The organism is Megasphaera hominis (genome assembly GCF_014269395.1).
Taxonomy (GTDB): Bacteria; Bacillota; Negativicutes; order Veillonellales; family Megasphaeraceae; genus Megasphaera; species Megasphaera hominis.
Map to the genome: position 1 here is coordinate 30,953 of NZ_JACOGK010000005.1, position 19,081 is coordinate 50,033.

The window sequence follows — 19,081 nt, forward strand, 5'->3', positions numbered from 1 at the left end:
TTCTTATCTCCCCTTTAAAGCCAGGACGGCGTCTCTGGCTACTTCGCGATCGTCGAAATGGATAGTCCCCGTGTTGAGGATCTGATAATCTTCATGGCCTTTGCCGGCAATGAGGACGATATCTCCCGGCTGGGCCAGTTCGACAGCCCGGTAAATGGCCTGACGGCGGTCGACAATGACTTCGTGCTGCTGGCCCGGATGCAGGCCTTCTTTGACACCGGCTTCTACTTCAGCGACAATGGCGTCGGGGTTTTCCGAACGGGGATTGTCTGACGTAACGATGGGAATGTCTGCCTTTTCGGCGGCAATGCGGCCCATGATCGGCCGTTTCGTACGGTCCCGGTCACCGCCGCAGCCAAAGACGGCGAGGATGCGCTTTGGCTTCATATCGCGTGCCGTTTCGAGGGCCTTTTCCAGGCTGTCCGGCGTGTGGGAATAGTCGACGACAATGGCAAAATCCTGGCCGGCTTCGACGAGTTCAAAGCGGCCCGGTACAGAATGGAAATCCTGCAGTGCTTTTTCTATAGTTGCCAGGTCTACGCCTTCTGCATGGGCGGCGCCAATGGCGGCCAGCGTGTTATAGACGTTGAAGAGGCCGGTAATATTCATTTTCAGATGGACCGTGCCGAAGGGGCCGGTGACGTCGAAGGCCGAGTGTTTCAGTTCGACCGACAGGTTGGCGCCCTGGAGGTCGGCTTTCTTTTCTACGCCATACGTGAGGACCCGGCAGTGGCAGGCCTTGAGGATGCCGTCGGCGTAGGCGTCGTCGATGTTGACGATGGCCGTTTTGTTATCCTTGACGTGTTCTTCCCGGCTCAGGCTCTGGAAGAGCTTGGCTTTGGCGGCCAGGTAGTTTTCAAAGGTTTTATGGAAATCGAGGTGGTCCTGCGTGAGGTTCGTGAAGACGGCTGTATCGTATTCGATGCCGGCAACGCGGTTTAAGGCCAGGGCATGGCTCGATACTTCCATGACGACGTGGGTCATGCCGCGGTCGTACATGAGGGCCAGGAAGCGCTGCAGTTCGATGACGTCCGGTGTCGTATTGTGGATCGGCAGTTCTTCGTCGTCGATGAGGGCGTGAATCGTGCCGAGGACGCCGACGTGATGGCCTGCGGCGCGCAGGATGTGGGCAATGATATGGCTCGTCGTCGTCTTGCCGTTCGTGCCGGTGACGCCGATCATGCGCATTTTCTTGCCGGGATAGTCATAGAAATAGGGCACCATGTCTTCTACGGCGTGGTGTACGTCCGGTACCATGATCTGGACGGCCTTTTGCGGCAGCGGCAGGTGCTTCGTCGTGAGGATGGCAACGGCGCCCTTTTCGACTGCCTGGGCAGCGTATTTCGAGCCGTCTGTGTGAACGCCGGCAAAGCAGACGAAGAGATAGCCCGGTTCAATATCGCGGGAATCTGACGAGATCCCCGTAATCTGTGTGTTGGCATTGCCATCTATGTTATATATTCCCTTGATTTGTTTACAAAGTTCAGCGATTGATTTCATGTGTAGGTGTTCCCCCCTTTTTTTGTATTGCAAGCTATGCGTACAGAACAGAAAAACAACAATAGCAGCCTTAAAACAAGGCTGCTCATGCTGCCGCACTAATGGCTGGTATTGGCTGTTCCGGACGTTTCATGAGACTGACCATACAAGACAGTAACTGGCATTACCATACCCAACTTTTTGGCCTCCTTGTAAATTCTGTCAGGAGTCCCTAATTTGGCAATATCCACGCGGAGCATTTCGTTTTCATGCTGCAGCTGGCGCGCATGCAGCTTGTGCTGCATGAGGACGTAGCTGTTGTTGGCTTTGATTGCCGATAAGGCAACACAGGCCAGCATAAAGACGCCAATGATACCCACGATGACGATGGTCTGTCGTAAGAGCCGGCCAAACCGTCGTTCTTCCATGCCCGCGTATGATGTTGTGCCGGACTGCCCGTGTTCCTGCAGTCCCTCATAGTGAGTATATCCAGCTTTTCTGGCCAGCATATTATAACACATCCCATCAACAATAAAAACAATAAATCTCGTTTATTTTATCAATTTTATTTATGTATACCAACCCGCAATTTTGCGCTGCGGGCCCGTGGATTTGCTTCGATTTCTGCCGCCGACGGCTCAATAGCATGACGCTGTACGCGCAGGCTGGCGTGGTGGTGGCAGACGCAGACCGGCAGGTCCGGCGGACAGATGCAGTCCGTCGCCAAGAGCTTTAAGGTCTGCTTGACAATGCGGTCTTCCAGGGAGTGGAAGGTAATGACGCAAATATGGCCGCCCGGCTTTAACCGCCCGGCTGCCGTTTCTACAGCCTGCCGCAGAATCCCCAGTTCATCGTTTACTTCGATGCGGATGGCCTGAAAGGTCCGTTTTGCCGGATGGGGACCGTCCTTGCGGGCGCCGGCGGGAATGGCCTTCTTGATGACCGATACCAGCTCGGCTGTCGTCGTCAGCGGTGCGTCCTTGCGGGCTGCCACGATGAACGCGGCAATGCGCTTGGCCCAGCGTTCTTCGCCGTAGTCCTTGATGATCCGGTAGAGCTCGCCTTCACTGTACGTATTGACCACGTCGTAGGCACTTTTGCCCTGGGACCGGTCCATGCGCATGTCGAGGGGGCCGTCCTGCATGTACGAAAAGCCCCGTTCCGGTGTATCGAGCTGGTAGCTGGAAACGCCCAGGTCAAACATGACGCCGTCTACGTAATCGATCTGCAGCTCGTCCAGTACGTCGCCGATGTAGCGGAAGTTCTTTTGTACGGGAATGAAGCGGCAGCCTACGTCGGCCATGCGGGCTGAGGCAGCGTTTATAGCCGTCTGGTCCTGGTCGAGACCGATGATCGTGCCATCGTCGGCCAGGTGTTCCGCCAGGTAATGGGAATGGCCGCCACCGCCGAGGGTGCAATCTACGTAGATGCCATGGGGATCGCCCAAGAGGTGCTCGATAGTTTCATTGCGCAATACGCTTATATGATGAAATTCCATGAATGCTCCTATAAATCGAAATCCAGATCTTCCAGTTCTTCGGCTATTTCTTCCATAGCCGGAACGGTTTTGGCAGCGTAGGCTTCATAGGCTTCTTTATCCCAGATTTCAATGGTGTCGCCTGTACCGAGTACCGTTACTTCCCGGCTCAAGCCTGCGTAATCACGGAGCGTTGCGGGAATGAGGATACGTCCTGTCCGGTCAAATTCCAATTCCGCCGCGCTGCCGAAGAGAAAGCGTTTAAAAGCGCGTACTTTTTCCTTGCTCGTATGCAGCTTTTTCATTTTATCCGCCAAGGCCTGCCAGGCCTCGGACGTGTACACAGAAAGACAGCCCTCCAGGCCACGGGTAACAACACAAGAAGCGCCCAGTTCTTCGCGGAACTTAGCCGGCATGATCACCCGGCCTTTGGCGTCGATGGCGTGTGAATATTCTCCCATGAACATGGCAGGACCCTCCTTTCTGTACTTTTTATCACTTTTCACCACATTTTACCACATTTTCACACTGCATGACAACAAGGTTAAGTAATTAATAGTGTATACACAAAGATATAAAAAAACTGCAAGGCAAAATTTGAAGGTTTTTCCTTCCCTTTGCCTTGCAGTCTACGTCTTATGGTAATAAAAATTAATGGATATACGTTATTTTCAAAAACTTTTTGAAATGTCACTTACCTGGGACAACCAGTCGTCCGGGAGGACGATGTCGTCGTGCCGCAGCGCTTCAAACCGGCACTGCCTGACCAGGTCTGCCAGGGAGAGGCAGCGCCGTTCCGGCAGGAGACCGCCGAGCCAGGCCAGGTAGGATAAGAGGGCCCGGGCTGTGACACCCCGGCCGCGCAGGCTGCGCACGGTAATGCCCTGCTGCCGTTTGGACAGGCGGTGGCCGCCGGCGTCCATGAGCATGGGTACGTGCGTGTAGGCCGGCGCCGTGCCGCCCAGCGTTTCTATGAGCCAGATCTGCTGGGCCGTCGACGACAGGAGATCGCGGCCGCGCAGGACGTGGGTAATGGCCATGGCAGCGTCATCGACGGATACGGCGAGCTGGTAGGCATACAGGTCATCGGCGCGGCGAACGACGAAATCACCGCAGCAGCATGGTAAAAATTCGTCCTGCCTTCCGTAGACGCCGTCCGTAAAGGTCACGGTCCGGGCCGGTACGTGTACGCGCCACGACGGCTTCTTCGTCTGCCGGGCCTGCTCTTCTTTGGAGAGGCCATAGCAGTGGCCGTCGTAAACGACGTGTTCCCCGGCGTGGGGCGCGCCTACAGCCTGGAGCCTGGCGCGGCTGCAGTAGCACGGGTAGAGCAGGCCTTGTGCCGCCAGCTGTGCCAGGGCCGCAGCATAGCGGTCGTAGCGCTCTTGCTGTACGTAGGGGCCGCAGGGGCCGCCTGTATCCGGGCCTTCATCCCACGTAAGGCCCAGCCAGGTGAGGTCCTCCAGGAGGGCCGTGACAAACTCCCCTTTCGACCGCTGTTCATCAATGTCTTCTATACGCAGGACCAGCGTGCCGCCGGCCTGGCGCACTTGCAGCCACGCCAGGAAAGCCGACCAGACGTTGCCCACGTGGATATAGCCCGTCGGACTGGGCGCAAATCGTCCTCGCACGCGCGTCCCTCCTTAGCCCGGCAGGGAAATGAGCGTGCCGAAGAGGTCGCTGTCTTCGCGGAGCTTTCCTTCGCCGCCCATGACGCAGATCTGGTTATCGCCCATGACGTCCCGTACGAGCGGTGCCAGGGCGCGGATGTCGTCTACAGTCGTAGCCAGGAGCTGATCGCGGCGGCGCTGTGCTTCTGCCTGGGTCAGGCCTGTAAAGTAGCGGTTCATGGCCTTGTCGCCCCGCAGGGATGGCGTAAGCGGTACGTCAATGCGGCTCAGCGTGCCGATGACGTACTTGGTCATTTCCCGGTCGGAAATGTCGAAGTGTGCCAAATAGTCTGCCAGGTCGTCGTAGGCTTCGATGCTACGGCGCAGGTTCGGATCGCGGTACGAGCAAAAGACCATGTCGCCGTTGGCATAAAAGCGTGTAAAGGCGCCGTAGGCACCGCCTTGGACGCGGATCTTCGTCCACAAGTAGCCGTACTGGAGAATCGTATTGAGGACCATCATGCTGCCCGTGTAGTCATAGCCGTGACGGCGGAAGTTGCCGCCCTTGGCGACGTACTGGACCTTGCCGCTGGTCATGATGCCTTCGTTCTTCGGTGCCAGCGGGAACTGGCAGAGGCTGGTCTGTGTTTCGCCGGTGGGCATAGCCTGGAGCCACTGGGGCAGGAGGCTGACGGCAGTCTGCTTGTCTTCTTCGCTGCCGGTCACGGCGAGCGTCAGGCCGGCGCGGACAAAGATTTTTTCCAGGACTGCCTGAAACCGGCTGGCCGTTTTTTCCGGTTCCGTCCGGATCGTTGCCGCTACGGAGGCGACGAAATCATAATACGAGAGTTCCCCGGCATCGCAGAACTGCTCTACCGGCGACGTATAGGACAGGACGCGGTGCATGACCAGGGTCTGGCCGCGGCGGAAGGCGTCCATATCCCAGCCGGCCTTCGTTTCTTCTACGAGCTCGATGAGGCGTTCCTTGTTGGTAAAGAGCGTCTGGAGCGTAATTTCCTTTAAGAGGGCAATGGCCTTATCCAGGTTTTTGCTGAGGGCCTTGGTCTTTATTTTAAAGACCGGCGTGTACTTGCTGTTGTCGATCTGGTCGGCGTAGGCTGAAACGCTGTAGTCAATGCCGCCGGTATAGAGGTCGATGAGGCCCGAAAGGTCTGCATAGGTGTGGTCCTGCGTATCGAGATCACCCAGGAGATCGCTCAGGAGGTAGACGTAGGACATTTCTTCCGTCGTAAAGCCGTGCAAATCAAAGTAGGCATTGATGTAAGTAATGCCATTGGTAAAGTCCGGTACGTAGCACAGGGGCACGCCGGCTACGGCTTCTTCATGCATTTCCACGTCTTCGGCCTTGGCTTCGAGGTCAGCCCGGGAGAGGGTCGGAATGGTCTGCAGGGCTTCCGGCGAATCGGGCGTTGCCTGGCGTTTTTTGAGGGCCTGCGTAGCGGCGATGATGGCGTCAATGTCCTGCGCCGACAGGGTGGCCTTGTAGGCAGCGAGCTTTTCAGCTACGGCCTGGTCGTGCTGTTCCGTGAGGCCCGGTTCCGGTACGAGGGACACCAGGGCGTAGTAGGGATTGTCAAGGATGTATTTCTTCAGGATGTCTTCGTAGTACGACGTCGTCAGGCCCTGGCGCAGTGTCTGGAGGGCATCTTCATAGGTCAGGGAAAGGAGCGGGTCTTCGTCGTAGAGCCACGTATCCATGCACTGGATGCCGTAGATGAGTCCCTTCGGACGGCCGGCAAAGTCGGCTTCGCGCAGGGAAAATTCAATGCGGTTCAGGGCGCCTGTGAGGAGGGTCCGGTCGATGCCCTTCGTGACGAGGTCTGTCAGGGCTTTACGTACGACGGGCAGAATCTGTGCCTGCTTGTCCGGGTCCGAGCCGTTGATGGAAATGCCCCACAGGGGCTGGAGCAGGCCGTTTTGGAAGTCACCGGAAATGTCCTGGCCCAGGCCGGCGTCGACGAGGGCTTTTTTGAGCGGTGCTGCCGGTGAGAGCAAGAGGGCGTAGGTGAGGGTCTTAAAGGCCAGGGCCAGCGTCGTGTCGAGGGCGTCGTCGACGACGTAGGTCAGGCTGTGCAGTGTCTTCTGCTCTGTCTTTTCGCCGTTGGCTACGCCGTACGGGTAGGTTTTTACGATGCTCCCCGGGCAGGCCTGGCGGCCGATTTCCGAGGCAATGTGCGTGGCCGTGAATTTGCTCAGGTATTCGCCGTCGATGAATGCCAGCATGGCGTCGATATCGAGATCACCATAGAGGAAGATGTAGCTGTTCGACGGGTGGTAGTATTTGGCGTGGAAGGCCGTAAAGTCTGCCTGCGTGAGGTTCGGAATGTCGTCTGGATCGCCGCCCGATTCGACGCCGTACGTCGTGTCCGGGAAGAGGTTTTCCATAACGTGCCGTTCGAGCTGGGCGTCCGGTGACGAGAAGACGCCTTTCATTTCATTGTAGACGACGCCGCTGTAGGAAAGGGGCGCGTCAGGTGTTTCCATTTCATAGTGCCAGCCTTCCTGCATGAGGACTTCCGGGTCCTTGAGCATGTTTGGGAAGAAGACCGCATCAAGGTAGACGTCGACGAGGTTTTTGAAGTCGATGGCGTTGCGGCTGGCTACGGGATACATGGTCTTGTCCGGGAAGGTCATGGCGTTGAGGAACGTATTGAGCGAGCCTTTGACCAGTTCGACGAAGGGTTCCTTCAAGGGGAACTTGCGCGAGCCGCACAGCGTCGAGTGTTCGCAAATGTGCGGTACGCCTGTGCTGTCCGACGGTGTCGTGCGGAAGGAAATGGAAAATACTTTGTTGTCGTCGTCGTTTTTGATGTAGAGCAGGCGGGCGCCGGACTGGACGTGTGTCATTTCATACGCCTGGCTGCCTAATTCTTTGACAAAAACTGCGCGATCGACACGGAAACCGTGTAACGTGCTGTGTACATCTAAGGTCATACTATCTCTCCTATCTGTTTGTATCGCCAAGGATAATCTGCTGTAGTGCCGGCACGTCGGGGGCGAAGTAATCCGGCGGGAAGGCCTGCCGTTCTGCCTCTGTGCCATAGCCGAAGCCTACGATGGCTACGGGTACGTGCGTTTCTCTGGCGCCAATAACGTCGTATTTGCGGTCCCCTACCATGAGGCTCGACGGCACGCCGTCAGGGCCGATGCGGTCGAGGACGGCCTGCATGACGTCGGCTTTCGTTTCCGAGCCGCCCAGAGTGCTGCCACAGACAGCCTCTACGTAAGGGGTAATGCCAAATTTATCACAAATAGCCTGGGCGTGAACCGTCGGCTTTGACGTAGCCACATAGCTGGCTACACCATGGTCCCGCAGGGCCTGCAAGAGGTCCAAAATGCCCGGGAAGGGTTTATTTTCAAAACGGCCTACTGTACCATAGCGTTCCTGGAAGAGGCTGTACAAGTGGCGTGCCTTGGCTTCGGAAAAGCCATAGACCTGGGTGAACGTGGTCATCATAGGCGGCCCGATGACCGTGTGCTGATCCAGGCGGCCTGCCGTCGTTTCCCCCATTTTTTCCAGGGCGTAGGCGACGGACTTGATGATGCCTTCCTTGGAATCGGTCAGGGTACCGTCCAAATCGAATAATACATAGTTGTACATGAAAGACCTCCTAATTGGTATCTTTTTCGTATCTTATACATTTTAGCATATTTGAGAATGGTTATCCAGGTACAAAAAAGCCACGGACAGCGATCCGTGGCTTTTACTGCAAGAAATATCCTTATTTTACGACAACGAGTTCGTATTCCCGTGTGCCCATGCCGATTTTCTGTGCATGAACGAGGGTTTCTTCCCAGTTGACGTGAGGGTTGTTGTCGATGAAGTGATCGTGGTGACATTCCAGTTCCGGGTTGGCCAGGTTATCGGCGAGCTGGCTGTTTGGCAGGGGCTGTGCTTTCTGGCAGGCATCAACACAGGCCTGGTCGAGGGCCACCGGGTCGAAGGACGCAAACATGCCGAGGTTCGGCAGGATCGGTGCGTCGCTTTCCGCATGACAGTCGCAGTTCGGCGATACGTCCATGACCATGTTGATATGGAAGCACGGACGGTCCTGACAGACTACCTGGGCGTATTCGGCCATTTTGCGGTCCAGTTTGTCGCTGGCATCCCAGTCGATGGTCTGGATGGCGTCAAAGGCGCAGGCGCCGATGCAGCGGCCGCAGCCTTTGCACAGTTCTTCGTCGATATGGGCTTTGTTGTTTTCATAGGTAATGGCGTCGGAGCCGCATTCCGTAGCGCAACGGCGGCAGCCACGGCAGAGGCTTTCGTCTACAGCCGGTTTGCCCGAAGAATGCTGTTCCATCTTGCCGGCACGGCTGCCGCAGCCCATGCCGATATTTTTGATTGCGCCGCCAAAGCCGGTCATTTCGTGGCCTTTAAAGTGAGCCAGGCTGATGAAGACGTCGGCGTCCATAATGGCCCGGCCAATCTTTGCTTTTTCTACGTATTCCCCATTTTTAACGGGTACTTCTACTTCATCGGTACCGCGCAGGCCGTCGCCGATGATGATCTGACAGCCCGTCGTGACCGTGTTGTAGCCGTTCAGGTTGGCACAGTCCAGATGTTCCAGGGCATGCTTGCGGCTGCCCGGATAGAGGGTATTACAGTCCGTCAGGAACGGTTTGCCGCCCAATTCCTTCACCAGGTCGGCTACGGCTTTGACGTACTGCGGGCGGATCGAGGCCAAGCTGCCCAATTCGCCGAAGTGCATTTTGATGGCCACGAACTTGCCATCCATGTCGATCTGATCGATACCGGCACGGCGGCACAGTTTCTGTAATTTCGTTAACCCATTCGTACCGATTTTGCAACGAAAATCAGTAAAATACACTTTAGATTTTTCCATGGTTGTTTCCTCCCCTTACTAAATGCATGCGTGTTGTTTCATTATGTACAACAACGGTACTATCTTATCATATGAAGTTTACTCTAAGTCAAGGAAAAAGCTATGGTTTGCCTGTAAAAACTGTGCAAGTTTTTTCTTTTTTCCTTATGGATGGCGTCGTGCCGTATGGCTTGGCCTTTGCAGACCTGCAAAAAGAAAAAACGGATTTCCGCCTTGCCACAGGGGCAAAGGGAAATCCGTAAGTGAAAGCGGTGTCAGACGCCGAGGACCAGGACGACCAAGGGAATGACGGCGGCAAAGAGAACCGTACTGGCCGTGACCATACTCGTAGCGTAGCGTACGTCGCCGTGGGCTTCGTTTGCCATAATCGGCAGGACAGCCATGATCGGCAGGGACGACTGGACGATGTACGTATCGAATTCGAGGGCCGACATGGGGCCTAAGAAGCGCTGGCCTACAATGAGGACGGCGGCCATGACGGCCGGCGCCAGGATGAGGCGGCCCGTGAAGCCGGCAACGGTATCGCGGTCCAGGGAAATATTGCGGATACCTGCCTTTTGCAGTGTCATGCCGATATAGAGAAGCGACAAAGGCGTGACCAGGCTGCCGACGTAATTAAACGTATTGAGGAGCGCGTCCGGCAGGGTGATACCGGTCAGGAGAAAGGCAAAGGCCACGACGCAGCTGACGAGCGGTGGCGGTACGAGCTTCTTAAGGTCGAAGTGGCGCCTTACTTTCTGGCGGTAACTGAGCACGGGATCTTCGGCGACGAGGAAGGCGCCAATGGTCCAGCAGGAGATATTACAGAAAAAGAAATAGGCCAGGAAGTACGGCATAGCCTGTTCCCCAAAGAGAGCCAGGTTGAGGGGCCAGCCAATAAAGAGCGTGTTCGTATTGGCTACGGCGGCGACGAAGCTGCCGTTACGGCCGGCCGGTACGTGCGTGATTTTGGCCCAAACCCAGCCCAGGCCGTACCACAGGAGCACGCTGATGCCGACGAGGGTTATGCCTTCTGAAAGGGAGCCCAGCATATCGAGGGACATGTACTTGACCATCGACGCAAAGACGGCTGCCGGCAAGGCGATGTTCATGATGATCTTAGACACGTTGTCTGTAAAATCATCGCTGACGAAGTGCCGGTCCTGCATTTCATACCCTAACAAGATAATCAGCAGTATAGGGATTACTCCCTGGATTGATGCTAAAAAAGCCATGGTGGCTCACCCTCCATTAGTTTAGCTAAACAAAAAAATGACGTTATACATATGACATTATAAGCCTCTGGCAAAAATTGTCCAGTCATTTTCTGTTGTCGTACACATTTTTAGTCAAAAGGCAGGGCTTCTCCCCTGCTTAGAGAGCCTTGCTCGTGCCGGTCTTATAATTGATGACAATGCCGGGCTGGTTATTGTAGACGAAGACGTGGAACTGAATGCCTGCGCCCTGGTCTTCCACGGAATAGCCTTCCATTTCTACACCGTTGGCGACAAGGTTATCGCCTGAGAAAATAGGCGTGACACGGTACAGGACGTGGTTATTTGTTTCTTTGACGTAGTCGGCTACCATATTTTCAAAGGGCAGCATGCCTTCTACGTTCAAATAGCGCGTGCCTGTAATGAGGTTCTTCGGGTTGGCGTTTTCTGCCGTCAGCTGATAGCCAATGAGGTGGCAGCGGTTGTACAGGTACTTGCCGTCGACGTTGTCATACTTTGTCGTATGCCAGCCGCTGGGCTTGACGCTGCCAATGGCACCGCGTTTTTTCGTCGGCATGAGGTCGCGGCCGATGTTGGCATAGGCCGGGCCGCAGCGCCCTAGGGAATCGAGATTGCTGTAGTGCTCGAAGGACTGGGTCGTCCTGTCGGCTGCCGCAAAGGACGGTACGTTGTCATTGATGACCACATAGGGATGGCCATCGAAGTCAGGAATACTGTCGAGGTCAAAGGATGGCTGGGCCTGGGCCGTTTTGTCTGCCTTCTGGGCTTGTGTCGTCTGCGTTTGCGCAGGCTTTTTCGTGCCCTGGTCCGGTGCCTGGCCGGAAGTGCCGCAGCCGGCCAGGAAGAGGCAGAGTGCCGTTACGAGAACGGCAAGCAGTGTCGTCAGTTTTTTCACCGGCTATACACCTCCTCGGTTATCTTGTCGTGCGACGAACCGGCGAAATCGCGGCTTGATTGGAGCTGCCAGCCGTCGTCCGGCGTAAGGTCGAAATACATGTCGGCCGGATAAGACCGGTTCCAGCGGAAGACGATAAGCTTTTCGATCTTGCCGGCGTAGGGCCGTACGGCCTTATCTTCTACGAGGGCGTACTCACCGGGACCGGCCTGGTCGAGAAAATCTTCGGCAATATGTAAGGTATGCGTGTCTTCCGTAAACATGGACGCAGAATAGGCATTGAGCCAAATACCCGAATCCCCTGCCAGGTCCAGCATGTAATCGCGCAGGACGCGGTCGCGGCTCTGGCGGCGGTGGTTAAAACAGAGACCCTGATGGTCATCCAGGGCAACCATAACAATCATTGTATGACACCTCCTATAGGTTATTATCTATATCATACGGTCCTAAACGGTTCTTGTCCAGCAAAAAAGCCCAGACCGAAGTCTGGGCTCTTTGCATAGCAAGCGGAGCGATTATTCTCTGCCAGCCAGTTTTGCATATTTGTGGTAACGGTCTTTTGCATCCTGAATTTCTTTCTTGTACAATGCATCGGCACGTTCCGGGAAGTTGATCTTGAGTCTTCTGTAACGGTTTTCGCCGTTGAGGTAATCCATGATCTTTTCTGCATCCGGTTCCGGAGAATCGAGCTGGAACGGGTTCTTGCCCTGTTCAGCCAGACGCGGATCGAAGCGATAGAGATGCCAGTAACCGCATTCAACAGCTTTCTTCATTTCGAGCTGTGTGGATCCCATACCAGCACGGATACCATGTTCGAGGCACGGGCAGTAGCAGATGACGATGGAAGGACCATCATATGCTTCAGCTTCGCGGATAGCGCGGAGAGTCTGAGCCTGGCTGTAACCCATAGCAACCTGAGCTACATATACATAGCCGTAGGTCATGGCAATAGCGCCGAGGTCTTTCTTCTTGATTACTTTACCGCCGGCAGCGAACTTGGCAACAGCCGAAGTCTGGGTAGCTTTGGAAGCCTGGCCGCCTGTGTTGGAGTATACTTCTGTATCAACAACGAGGATGTTGACATCGCGGTTCTGAGCAATTACATGGTCAATACCGCCGAAGCCGATATCGTAAGCCCAGCCGTCGCCGCCGATAGCCCATACGGACTTCTTAGCAACGAATTCACGGTTCTGGAGGACGAATTTAACTTCTTCTGTCTGTTCTGCTTTTTCGAGAGCAGCGAGGAGAGCATCCGATACTTCACGGGATTTCTTGCCATCCTGGTAAGCAGCGAGGTATGCTTCGATTTCTGCTGTGCAGATGTTCTGTTCTTTCAGGGTGTTCAGACGGATGATGATTTCCTTCTGGATAGCATCCTGTGCATGGAAGTAGCCATAAGCGAATTCAGCATTGTCTTCGAACAGGGACTGCTCCCAGCAAGGACCAAAGCCGCGTTCGTCTTTGCAGTACGGAGTCATCGGGAGAGAACCGCCGTATGCAGAGGAGCAACCGGAAGCATTGGCAATGTACATGCGGGAGCCGAAGAGCTGTGTAACCGTCTTGATGTAGGTTGTTTCAGCGCAGCCGCCGCAAGCAGGCGAGAACTGGAAGTACGGTTTAGCAAACTGAGCAGCTTTGACGTTGGAGTCGCTGACAACTTCTTTCTTCAAATATTTTTCTTTCATTGCATATTCGTTGAAGTTGTCCTGCTGGTCTACTTCGTCCTGCATCGGAACCATAACCAGAGCGCCTTTTTCTTTCATCGGGCAAACAGTCGTGCAAACGCCGCAGCCGAGGCAGTCATACGGGGAAAGCTGCATACGATAGCTGTAGTTTTCCAAGCCTTTGCCTTTAGCCGGTACGGTTACGAAGTTAGCCGGAGCATCAGCTTTTTCAGCGTCCGTTACGAGAACCGGGCGGATTGCTGCATGGGGGCAAGCCATTGCGCAGCTGTTGCACTGTGCGCAAACGTCGGCGTTCCAGTGAGGAACTTCGATAGCTACGCCACGTTTGAGGTATTCTGTCGTGCCGTTCTGCCAGGTGCCATCGAATACGCCGTATTTCTTGAAGATGGACAGAGGCAGTTCGTCGCCGTGCTGACGGTCAACAGGGATAACGAGGTCACGAACGAAATCAGGCATATCAACTTTCGGTGCCGGAGCATCGACAGCGTCAGCCCAGGAAGCCGGGATTTCGACTTTCGTCAGGCCTTCGATACCAGCGTCGACAGCTTTGTTGTTCTTGTCAACGATTTCCTGGCCGCCCTTCTTGAAGTAGGAGTTGTAGTTGCCTCTCTTCATGGCTTCGACAGCTTCGTCGATAGGAATAACGTTCGTCAGTTTGAAGAATGCAGCCTGGAGGATGGAGTTAACGCGGTTACCAAGGCCGATTTCACCAGCGAGCTTCGTAGCGTCGATGATGTAGAACTGAGCGTGTTTATTGAACAGATCTTTCTTCATCTGTGCCGGGAGTTCTTTGTCCAGTTCTTCTACGCTCCACGGACAGTTCAGGAGGTATACACCGCCGTCTTTGAGGTCCGTCGTCGTATCATATTTCTTTACGTATGTAGGTGCATGGCAACCAACGAAGTCAGCGGAACCTACGAGGTACGTAGCATGGATCGGTTTGTCACCGAAACGTAAGTGGGACTGTGTCAGGCCGCCTGTCTTCATGGAGTCATAGGAGAAGTAAGCCTGTGCATATTTGTCAGCATCGAGGCCGATGATGGTGATGGCGTTCTTGTTAGCGCCAACCGTGCCGTCGCCGCCGAGGCCCCAGATTTTAGCGGAAATCTGGCCAGGATATTCGATGTGGAAGTTTTCTGTCGGCAAGGAAGTGAAGGTAACATCATCAACGATACCGATAGTGAAGTTGTTCTTCGGTGTATCCTGTTCGAGGTTTTTGTATACAGCTGCGATCTGACCAGGTGTGGTATCTTTCGAGGAGAGACCATAACGGCCGCCTACGACAGTGATATCACCACGGCCGGACTGTACGAGAGCCATCTGAACGTCCAAGTACAGAGGTTCTGCTACGCAGCCGGATTCTTTCGTGCGGTCCATAACGGCAATTTTCTTAACAGTTGCCGGAATAGCGTCAACGAAATGTTTAACAGAGAACGGACGATAGAGGTGAACCTGAATCATGCCGACTTTTTTGCCGTGTGCGTTGAGGTAATCAACCGTATCACGAACTGTTTCAGCAGCGGAGCACATGATAACGATCAATTCTTCTGCATCTTCAGGACCATAGTAGTTGAACAGTTTGTAGTCCCGACCAGTCAGTTTGTTGATTTCATCCATGTAGTGCTGTACTACGTCAGGGATGGTAGCAACTTTTTCGTTAGCGCCTTCTTTTGTCTGGAAGAAGATATCCGGGTTAACAGTCGTACCACGAGTGTACGGATGTTCAGGGTTCAGGCTGTTTTTACGGAAAGCTTCGAGCTGTTTGTAGTCAACCAGTTTAGCCAGATCGTTGTAGTCGAGGGCTTCGATACGCTGCATTTCGTGAGACGTACGGAAACCATCAAATACGTGCATGAAGGCATAACGGCCACCGATAGCAGCTAAGTGAGCTACGCAGCCGAGATCCATAGCTTCCTGCGGCGAGGAAGACATGATCATGCCGAAACCAGTCGAACGGCAAGCCATAACGTCCGAATGATCGCCAAAGATAGAAAGTGCATGAGCGCTGATGGTACGGGCAGCGATGTGGAATACGCCAGGCAGGAATTCACCGGCAATTTTGAACATCGGCGGAATCATCAACAGCAAGCCCTGGGCAGCTGTATAGGTAGTGGTCAAAGCACCAGCCTGCAGAGAGCCGTGGCAAGTACCTGCAGCACCGGCTTCAGACTGCATCTGAATGACATCAACGGTGTTGCCGAAAATGTTTTTCTTACCTTTTGCAGCCCATTCGTCAACCTTTTCTGCCATAACAGAGGAAGGCGTGATCGGGAAGATAGCAGCTACTTCTGTAAATGCATAGGAAGCATATGCAGCGGCAGTGTTACCATCCATTACTACATAATTTTTTTTCATAATCACTTTCGTCCCTTTCTTTTGATATTGAGATATTAAAATAATAACATCACAAGTGAAGGTTTACAAGTACCGATTTTCACAACCAGTACCGTACTACGTGTATACGCATATACGTTTCGATTCGCATTTGCATATGCATTAACCATAATGTACCACAATTTTAGAATAATTTCCAGTCCTTTTCACAAGAAAATCGCAATAAAAATGACGCAGCTCATTTCAAATTTCGAAAAAAGCTGCGTCACCAATCGGTTTACTCTATGGTAGAACGTGAAAGAAAGTATACAAGTTTTATAGCATTTCTGCTTATTGTGCCTTGCGCATGGCTTTCTTTCTGTCGTGTTTGTCGAGGATCGCCTTGCGGATCCGGATGTTATGTGGCGTAACTTCTACGAGTTCGTCGTCGTTGATCCATTCGAGGGATTTTTCCAGGCCCATCTGGCGGGGCGGAATGAGGCGGAGTGCTTCATCTGAGGACGAAGAACGCGTATTGGTCAGGTGTTTCTTCTTGCACGGGTTGACATCGATATCGACATCGCGGTTGCTTTCGCCAACGACCTGGCCGAGGTAGATTTCCTGTGCCGGTTCGATGAACATGACGCCGCGGTCCTGGAGGTTGAAGATACCGTAGCCGGTGGTCGTGCCCGATTCAAAGGCTACGAGGCTGCCACGTGTACGGCCCGGGATTTCGCCTTTCCAAGGTGCATAGCCGTGGAAGACGTGGTACATGATACCGTTGCCCTTGGTAGCTGTCAGGAATTCGCTGCGGAAGCCGATGAGGCCGCGGGCAGGAATGATGAATTCCAGGCGGGTGTAGCCGGCCAGGTCGATCATGTTGAGCATTTCAGCTTTACGCGTTCCCAGTTTTTCCATGACTGCCCCCATAAATTCCTGGGGTACGTCGATGGTCAGGGCTTCGAGAGGTTCGCATTTCTTGCCGTTGATTTCTTTGGTAATAACGGCCGGTTTGCCTACCTGCATTTCATAGCCTTCACGGCGCATTTCTTCAATGAGGACGGCAATGTGCAATTCGCCACGGCCGGATACTTTGAAGGCATCGGCGCTGTCCGTTTCTTCGACGCGCAGGGAGACGTTGGTCTGTACTTCGCGGAAGAGGCGGTCACGCAGGTGACGGCTGGTAACGAATTCGCCATCCTGGCCGGCAAAGGGGCTGTCGTTGACGTAGAAAATCATGGACAGTGTCGGTTCATCGATGTTGATTTTCGGCAGGGCTTCCGGATTTTCCGGGTCCGTTACGGTTTCGCCGATTTTCAGGTCAGCAATGCCGACGATGCAGGCAATGTCACCCATGGAGGCTTCTTCTACTTCTGCACGTTTCAGGCCTTCATAAGTATAGACGCGGCTGATCTTGGCACGGCGCTGTGTTTCGCCATCGGTTACGATAACCTGCTGGTTCGGGCGCATCTTGCCGCGGACAATACGGCCGATAGCGATTTTGCCGACATAGTCATCGTAGTCGAGGGTCGTGACCATGAACTGCAGCGGGCCATCGACGTCGCCCTTCGGGCACGGGCAGTTTTCGATAATACATTTAAAGAGCGGTTCGAGGTTGTCGCTGTCGTCATCCATGGAAGCTTTGGCAATGCCATCGCGGCCATTGGCGTAAATAACCGGGAATTCCAGCTGGTCGTCATCGGCTTCGAGTTCCATGAACAGTTCCAGGACTTCATCTTCTACTTCAGCCACACGGGCATCGGGTTTATCAATTTTATTAATGACGACGATCGGTTTGAGCTTCTGTTCGAGAGCCTTGCGCAATACGTATTTCGTCTGCGGCATCGGACCTTCAAACGCATCTACCAAGAGCAGTACGCCGTCAACCATGTTGAGGACTCGTTCTACTTCGCCGCCGAAATCAGCATGCCCCGGAGTATCGACAATGTTGATTTTAACGCCATCGTGCATGACAGAAGTATTTTTGGATAAAATCGTGATACCACGTTCCCGTTCGATATCACCAGAGTCCATGACGCGTTCCGCTACTTTTTCATTCGTGCGGAATACGTGGCTCTGTTTGAGCATAGCGTCAACCAGGGTTGTTTTACCATGGTCAACATGAGCAATAATAGCAATATTACGGATATCCTTACGTTCCATCTACTGTCCTCTCCTACTTGTGAGCAATATAAAACTAATTCATGAGCTACAACTTCAGTTGTAACTTTGTAAGTATAGCACAAAATGGCCGGATTGACCATAGTCAATCCGGCTACTTTTTTTCTTCTCCCAAAATCCGTACTTCCGGTTCCAGGCGGACGCCGTGGGCGGCTTCGACGCGGCGCTGTACTTCGTGGATGACGGCCAGTACATCCGCTGCCGTAGCGTGGCCTGTATTAACGACAAAGCCGGCGTGCTTCGTCGATACCTGGGCATCGCCGTGGGCAAGGCCTTTGAGGCCTGTCTGGTCGATGAGGGTACCGGCAAAATAGCCGGGCGGCCGTTTAAAGGTGCTACCGGCGCTGTGCATTTCCAATGGCTGCTTGCTGCGCCGCCGGTCCATGAGGTCGTCCATCATGGCCTGGATTTCTTTTTTGTCGCCGTACTGGAGCTGGAGTTCTACTTCAACGACGTATTCCTGCAGCTTCTGGAAAGCGCTCTGGCGGTAGCCAAAGCCGAATTCCGCCGTTTCATACGTGCGGACGCCGCCGCTGCGGTTGACCGTACGGACGCGCGAAACGATATGGCTCATTTCGCCGCCGTAGGCTCCGGCATTCATGAATACGGCACCGCCTAAGGTGCCGGGAATGCCACAGGCAAATTCCATACCGGCCAGGCCGTTTTCCTGGGCGTACTGGCAAACGTCCTTGAGCATAAAGCCTGAGCTGGCCAGGATCTTCGTTGCGTGACACGAGAGGAAACGGTTCATTTCGTTGAGCTGAATGACCATGCCGCGAATGCCGCCGTCAAGGACGAGGACGTTAGAGCCGCCACCGAGGACGGTTACGGGAATGTCATAGCTGCGGGCGACGCGCACGGCCAGGGACATTTCCTTTACCGTATGGGGCAGGACCAACACGTCTGCCGGACCGCCTACGGCAAAGGTCGTGTGCTGTGACATGGGCTCTGCCAGGAGGACCCGTTCTCTCGGGATATGGGCAATGAGTTCCGTTACCGCTTTCATCATATCATTTGTCAAGGATGCTCAGTCCTTCTGCCATGGCCTGCTGGATCGTTGCCAGAATCTGGCCGCCTACCTGGTTCCATTTGACGTATTTTTCCAAATATTCAACGGCCAGGGGACGGCTCTGGACGATTTCCTGGGCCCGCTGGAGCTGTTCCAGCTTTTTGCGTACCGGTTTGTCGCCGGCAGCCTGGGCGTATGCCAGCTGTGCCTGGAGGGAAAGGAATTCCTGGACGTGCTTCATGGTCTTTTCATCTTCTGCCAGTTTCTTGCCTGCTGCGAGCAGGGCCTGATAATCTTCGTCTGCCTGAATAGCCTGGGCTAATTCCTGCGCTTTGTCATATACACTCATG

The 19,081-nt window shown here is 54.2% G+C and carries 15 protein-coding genes; all 15 read right to left on the reverse strand.

Annotated elements, in window-relative coordinates; all coding sequences use genetic code 11:
- Positions 1 to 3 precede the first annotated feature (3 nt).
- Complete coding sequence (locus H8J70_RS02505) at positions 4 to 1,500, reverse strand: UDP-N-acetylmuramoyl-L-alanyl-D-glutamate--2,6-diaminopimelate ligase (protein WP_186502289.1); 1,497 nt, start codon at positions 1,498 to 1,500, stop codon at positions 4 to 6.
- Between the two features lie 98 nt (positions 1,501 to 1,598).
- A complete protein-coding gene (locus tag H8J70_RS02510; protein ID WP_186502290.1) occupies positions 1,599 to 1,988 on the reverse strand; it encodes an FtsB/FtsL family cell division protein in 390 nt (129 codons plus the stop codon).
- A 56-nt stretch (positions 1,989 to 2,044) separates the two neighbouring features.
- Positions 2,045 to 2,977 carry a 16S rRNA (cytosine(1402)-N(4))-methyltransferase RsmH gene (gene rsmH / locus H8J70_RS02515; RefSeq protein WP_186502291.1) on the reverse strand — a complete coding sequence of 311 codons (933 nt, stop codon included), beginning with the start codon at positions 2,975 to 2,977 and terminating at the stop codon, positions 2,045 to 2,047.
- 8 nt (positions 2,978 to 2,985) lie between these two features.
- Positions 2,986 to 3,423, reverse strand: a complete 438-nt coding sequence (gene mraZ / locus H8J70_RS02520) for a division/cell wall cluster transcriptional repressor MraZ (protein ID WP_186502292.1) — start codon at positions 3,421 to 3,423, stop codon at positions 2,986 to 2,988.
- A 204-nt stretch (positions 3,424 to 3,627) separates the two neighbouring features.
- Positions 3,628 to 4,587, reverse strand: a complete 960-nt coding sequence (gene gluQRS, locus H8J70_RS02525; RefSeq protein WP_186502293.1) for a tRNA glutamyl-Q(34) synthetase GluQRS — start codon at positions 4,585 to 4,587, stop codon at positions 3,628 to 3,630.
- 12 nt (positions 4,588 to 4,599) lie between these two features.
- The gene (locus H8J70_RS02530; RefSeq protein WP_186502294.1) at positions 4,600 to 7,521 is read right to left on the reverse strand and encodes an insulinase family protein; all 2,922 of its coding nucleotides are present in this window, start codon (positions 7,519 to 7,521) and stop codon (positions 4,600 to 4,602) included.
- Between the two features lie 10 nt (positions 7,522 to 7,531).
- Positions 7,532 to 8,188, reverse strand: coding sequence for an HAD hydrolase-like protein (locus H8J70_RS02535; RefSeq protein ID WP_186502295.1), 657 nt, complete (start codon positions 8,186 to 8,188; stop codon positions 7,532 to 7,534).
- Between the two features lie 121 nt (positions 8,189 to 8,309).
- Positions 8,310 to 9,434 (reverse strand): DUF362 domain-containing protein, encoded by a 1,125-nt coding sequence (locus H8J70_RS02540; protein ID WP_186502296.1) that lies wholly within the window; start codon positions 9,432 to 9,434, stop codon positions 8,310 to 8,312.
- Positions 9,435 to 9,688: 254 nt separating this feature from the next.
- Positions 9,689 to 10,648: an AEC family transporter gene (locus tag H8J70_RS02545; RefSeq protein WP_186502297.1), complete on the reverse strand. Its 960-nt coding sequence runs from the start codon at positions 10,646 to 10,648 to the stop codon at positions 9,689 to 9,691.
- Between the two features lie 139 nt (positions 10,649 to 10,787).
- Entirely contained in the window at positions 10,788 to 11,543 is a 756-nt protein-coding gene (locus H8J70_RS02550) for a DNA/RNA non-specific endonuclease (RefSeq protein WP_186502298.1), read from the reverse strand.
- The gene (locus tag H8J70_RS02555) at positions 11,540 to 11,947 is read right to left on the reverse strand and encodes a ribonuclease Z (RefSeq protein ID WP_186502299.1); all 408 of its coding nucleotides are present in this window, start codon (positions 11,945 to 11,947) and stop codon (positions 11,540 to 11,542) included. The genes H8J70_RS02550 and H8J70_RS02555 overlap by 4 nt, the downstream gene beginning before the upstream one ends.
- A gap of 111 nt (positions 11,948 to 12,058) precedes the next feature.
- The gene (gene nifJ, locus H8J70_RS02560; protein ID WP_186502300.1) at positions 12,059 to 15,583 is read right to left on the reverse strand and encodes a pyruvate:ferredoxin (flavodoxin) oxidoreductase; all 3,525 of its coding nucleotides are present in this window, start codon (positions 15,581 to 15,583) and stop codon (positions 12,059 to 12,061) included.
- Positions 15,584 to 15,892: 309 nt separating this feature from the next.
- Entirely contained in the window at positions 15,893 to 17,704 is a 1,812-nt protein-coding gene (gene typA, locus H8J70_RS02565; protein WP_186502301.1) for a translational GTPase TypA, read from the reverse strand.
- Positions 17,705 to 17,816: 112 nt separating this feature from the next.
- Positions 17,817 to 18,731, reverse strand: coding sequence for a UDP-N-acetylmuramate dehydrogenase (gene murB / locus H8J70_RS02570; protein ID WP_186502302.1), 915 nt, complete (start codon positions 18,729 to 18,731; stop codon positions 17,817 to 17,819).
- 1 nt (position 18,732) lies between these two features.
- Positions 18,733 to 19,080, reverse strand: a complete 348-nt coding sequence (locus H8J70_RS02575) for a YlbF/YmcA family competence regulator (RefSeq protein ID WP_186502303.1) — start codon at positions 19,078 to 19,080, stop codon at positions 18,733 to 18,735.
- Position 19,081 lies beyond the last annotated feature (1 nt).

Coding starts and splice junctions, on each gene's coding strand:
- H8J70_RS02505 (WP_186502289.1), bottom strand. CDS start 1,500: ATGAAATCAATCGCTGAACTTTGTAAACAAATCAAGGGAATATATAAC.
- H8J70_RS02510 (WP_186502290.1), bottom strand. CDS start 1,988: ATGCTGGCCAGAAAAGCTGGATATACTCACTATGAGGGACTGCAGGAA.
- rsmH (WP_186502291.1), bottom strand. CDS start 2,977: ATGGAATTTCATCATATAAGCGTATTGCGCAATGAAACTATCGAGCAC.
- mraZ (WP_186502292.1), bottom strand. CDS start 3,423: ATGTTCATGGGAGAATATTCACACGCCATCGACGCCAAAGGCCGGGTG.
- H8J70_RS02530 (WP_186502294.1), bottom strand. CDS start 7,521: ATGACCTTAGATGTACACAGCACGTTACACGGTTTCCGTGTCGATCGC.
- H8J70_RS02535 (WP_186502295.1), bottom strand. CDS start 8,188: ATGTACAACTATGTATTATTCGATTTGGACGGTACCCTGACCGATTCC.
- H8J70_RS02540 (WP_186502296.1), bottom strand. CDS start 9,434: ATGGAAAAATCTAAAGTGTATTTTACTGATTTTCGTTGCAAAATCGGT.
- H8J70_RS02545 (WP_186502297.1), bottom strand. CDS start 10,648: ATGGCTTTTTTAGCATCAATCCAGGGAGTAATCCCTATACTGCTGATT.
- H8J70_RS02555 (WP_186502299.1), bottom strand. CDS start 11,947: ATGATTGTTATGGTTGCCCTGGATGACCATCAGGGTCTCTGTTTTAAC.
- nifJ (WP_186502300.1), bottom strand. CDS start 15,583: ATGAAAAAAAATTATGTAGTAATGGATGGTAACACTGCCGCTGCATAT.
- typA (WP_186502301.1), bottom strand. CDS start 17,704: ATGGAACGTAAGGATATCCGTAATATTGCTATTATTGCTCATGTTGAC.
- murB (WP_186502302.1), bottom strand. CDS start 18,731: ATGATGAAAGCGGTAACGGAACTCATTGCCCATATCCCGAGAGAACGG.
- H8J70_RS02575 (WP_186502303.1), bottom strand. CDS start 19,080: ATGAGTGTATATGACAAAGCGCAGGAATTAGCCCAGGCTATTCAGGCA.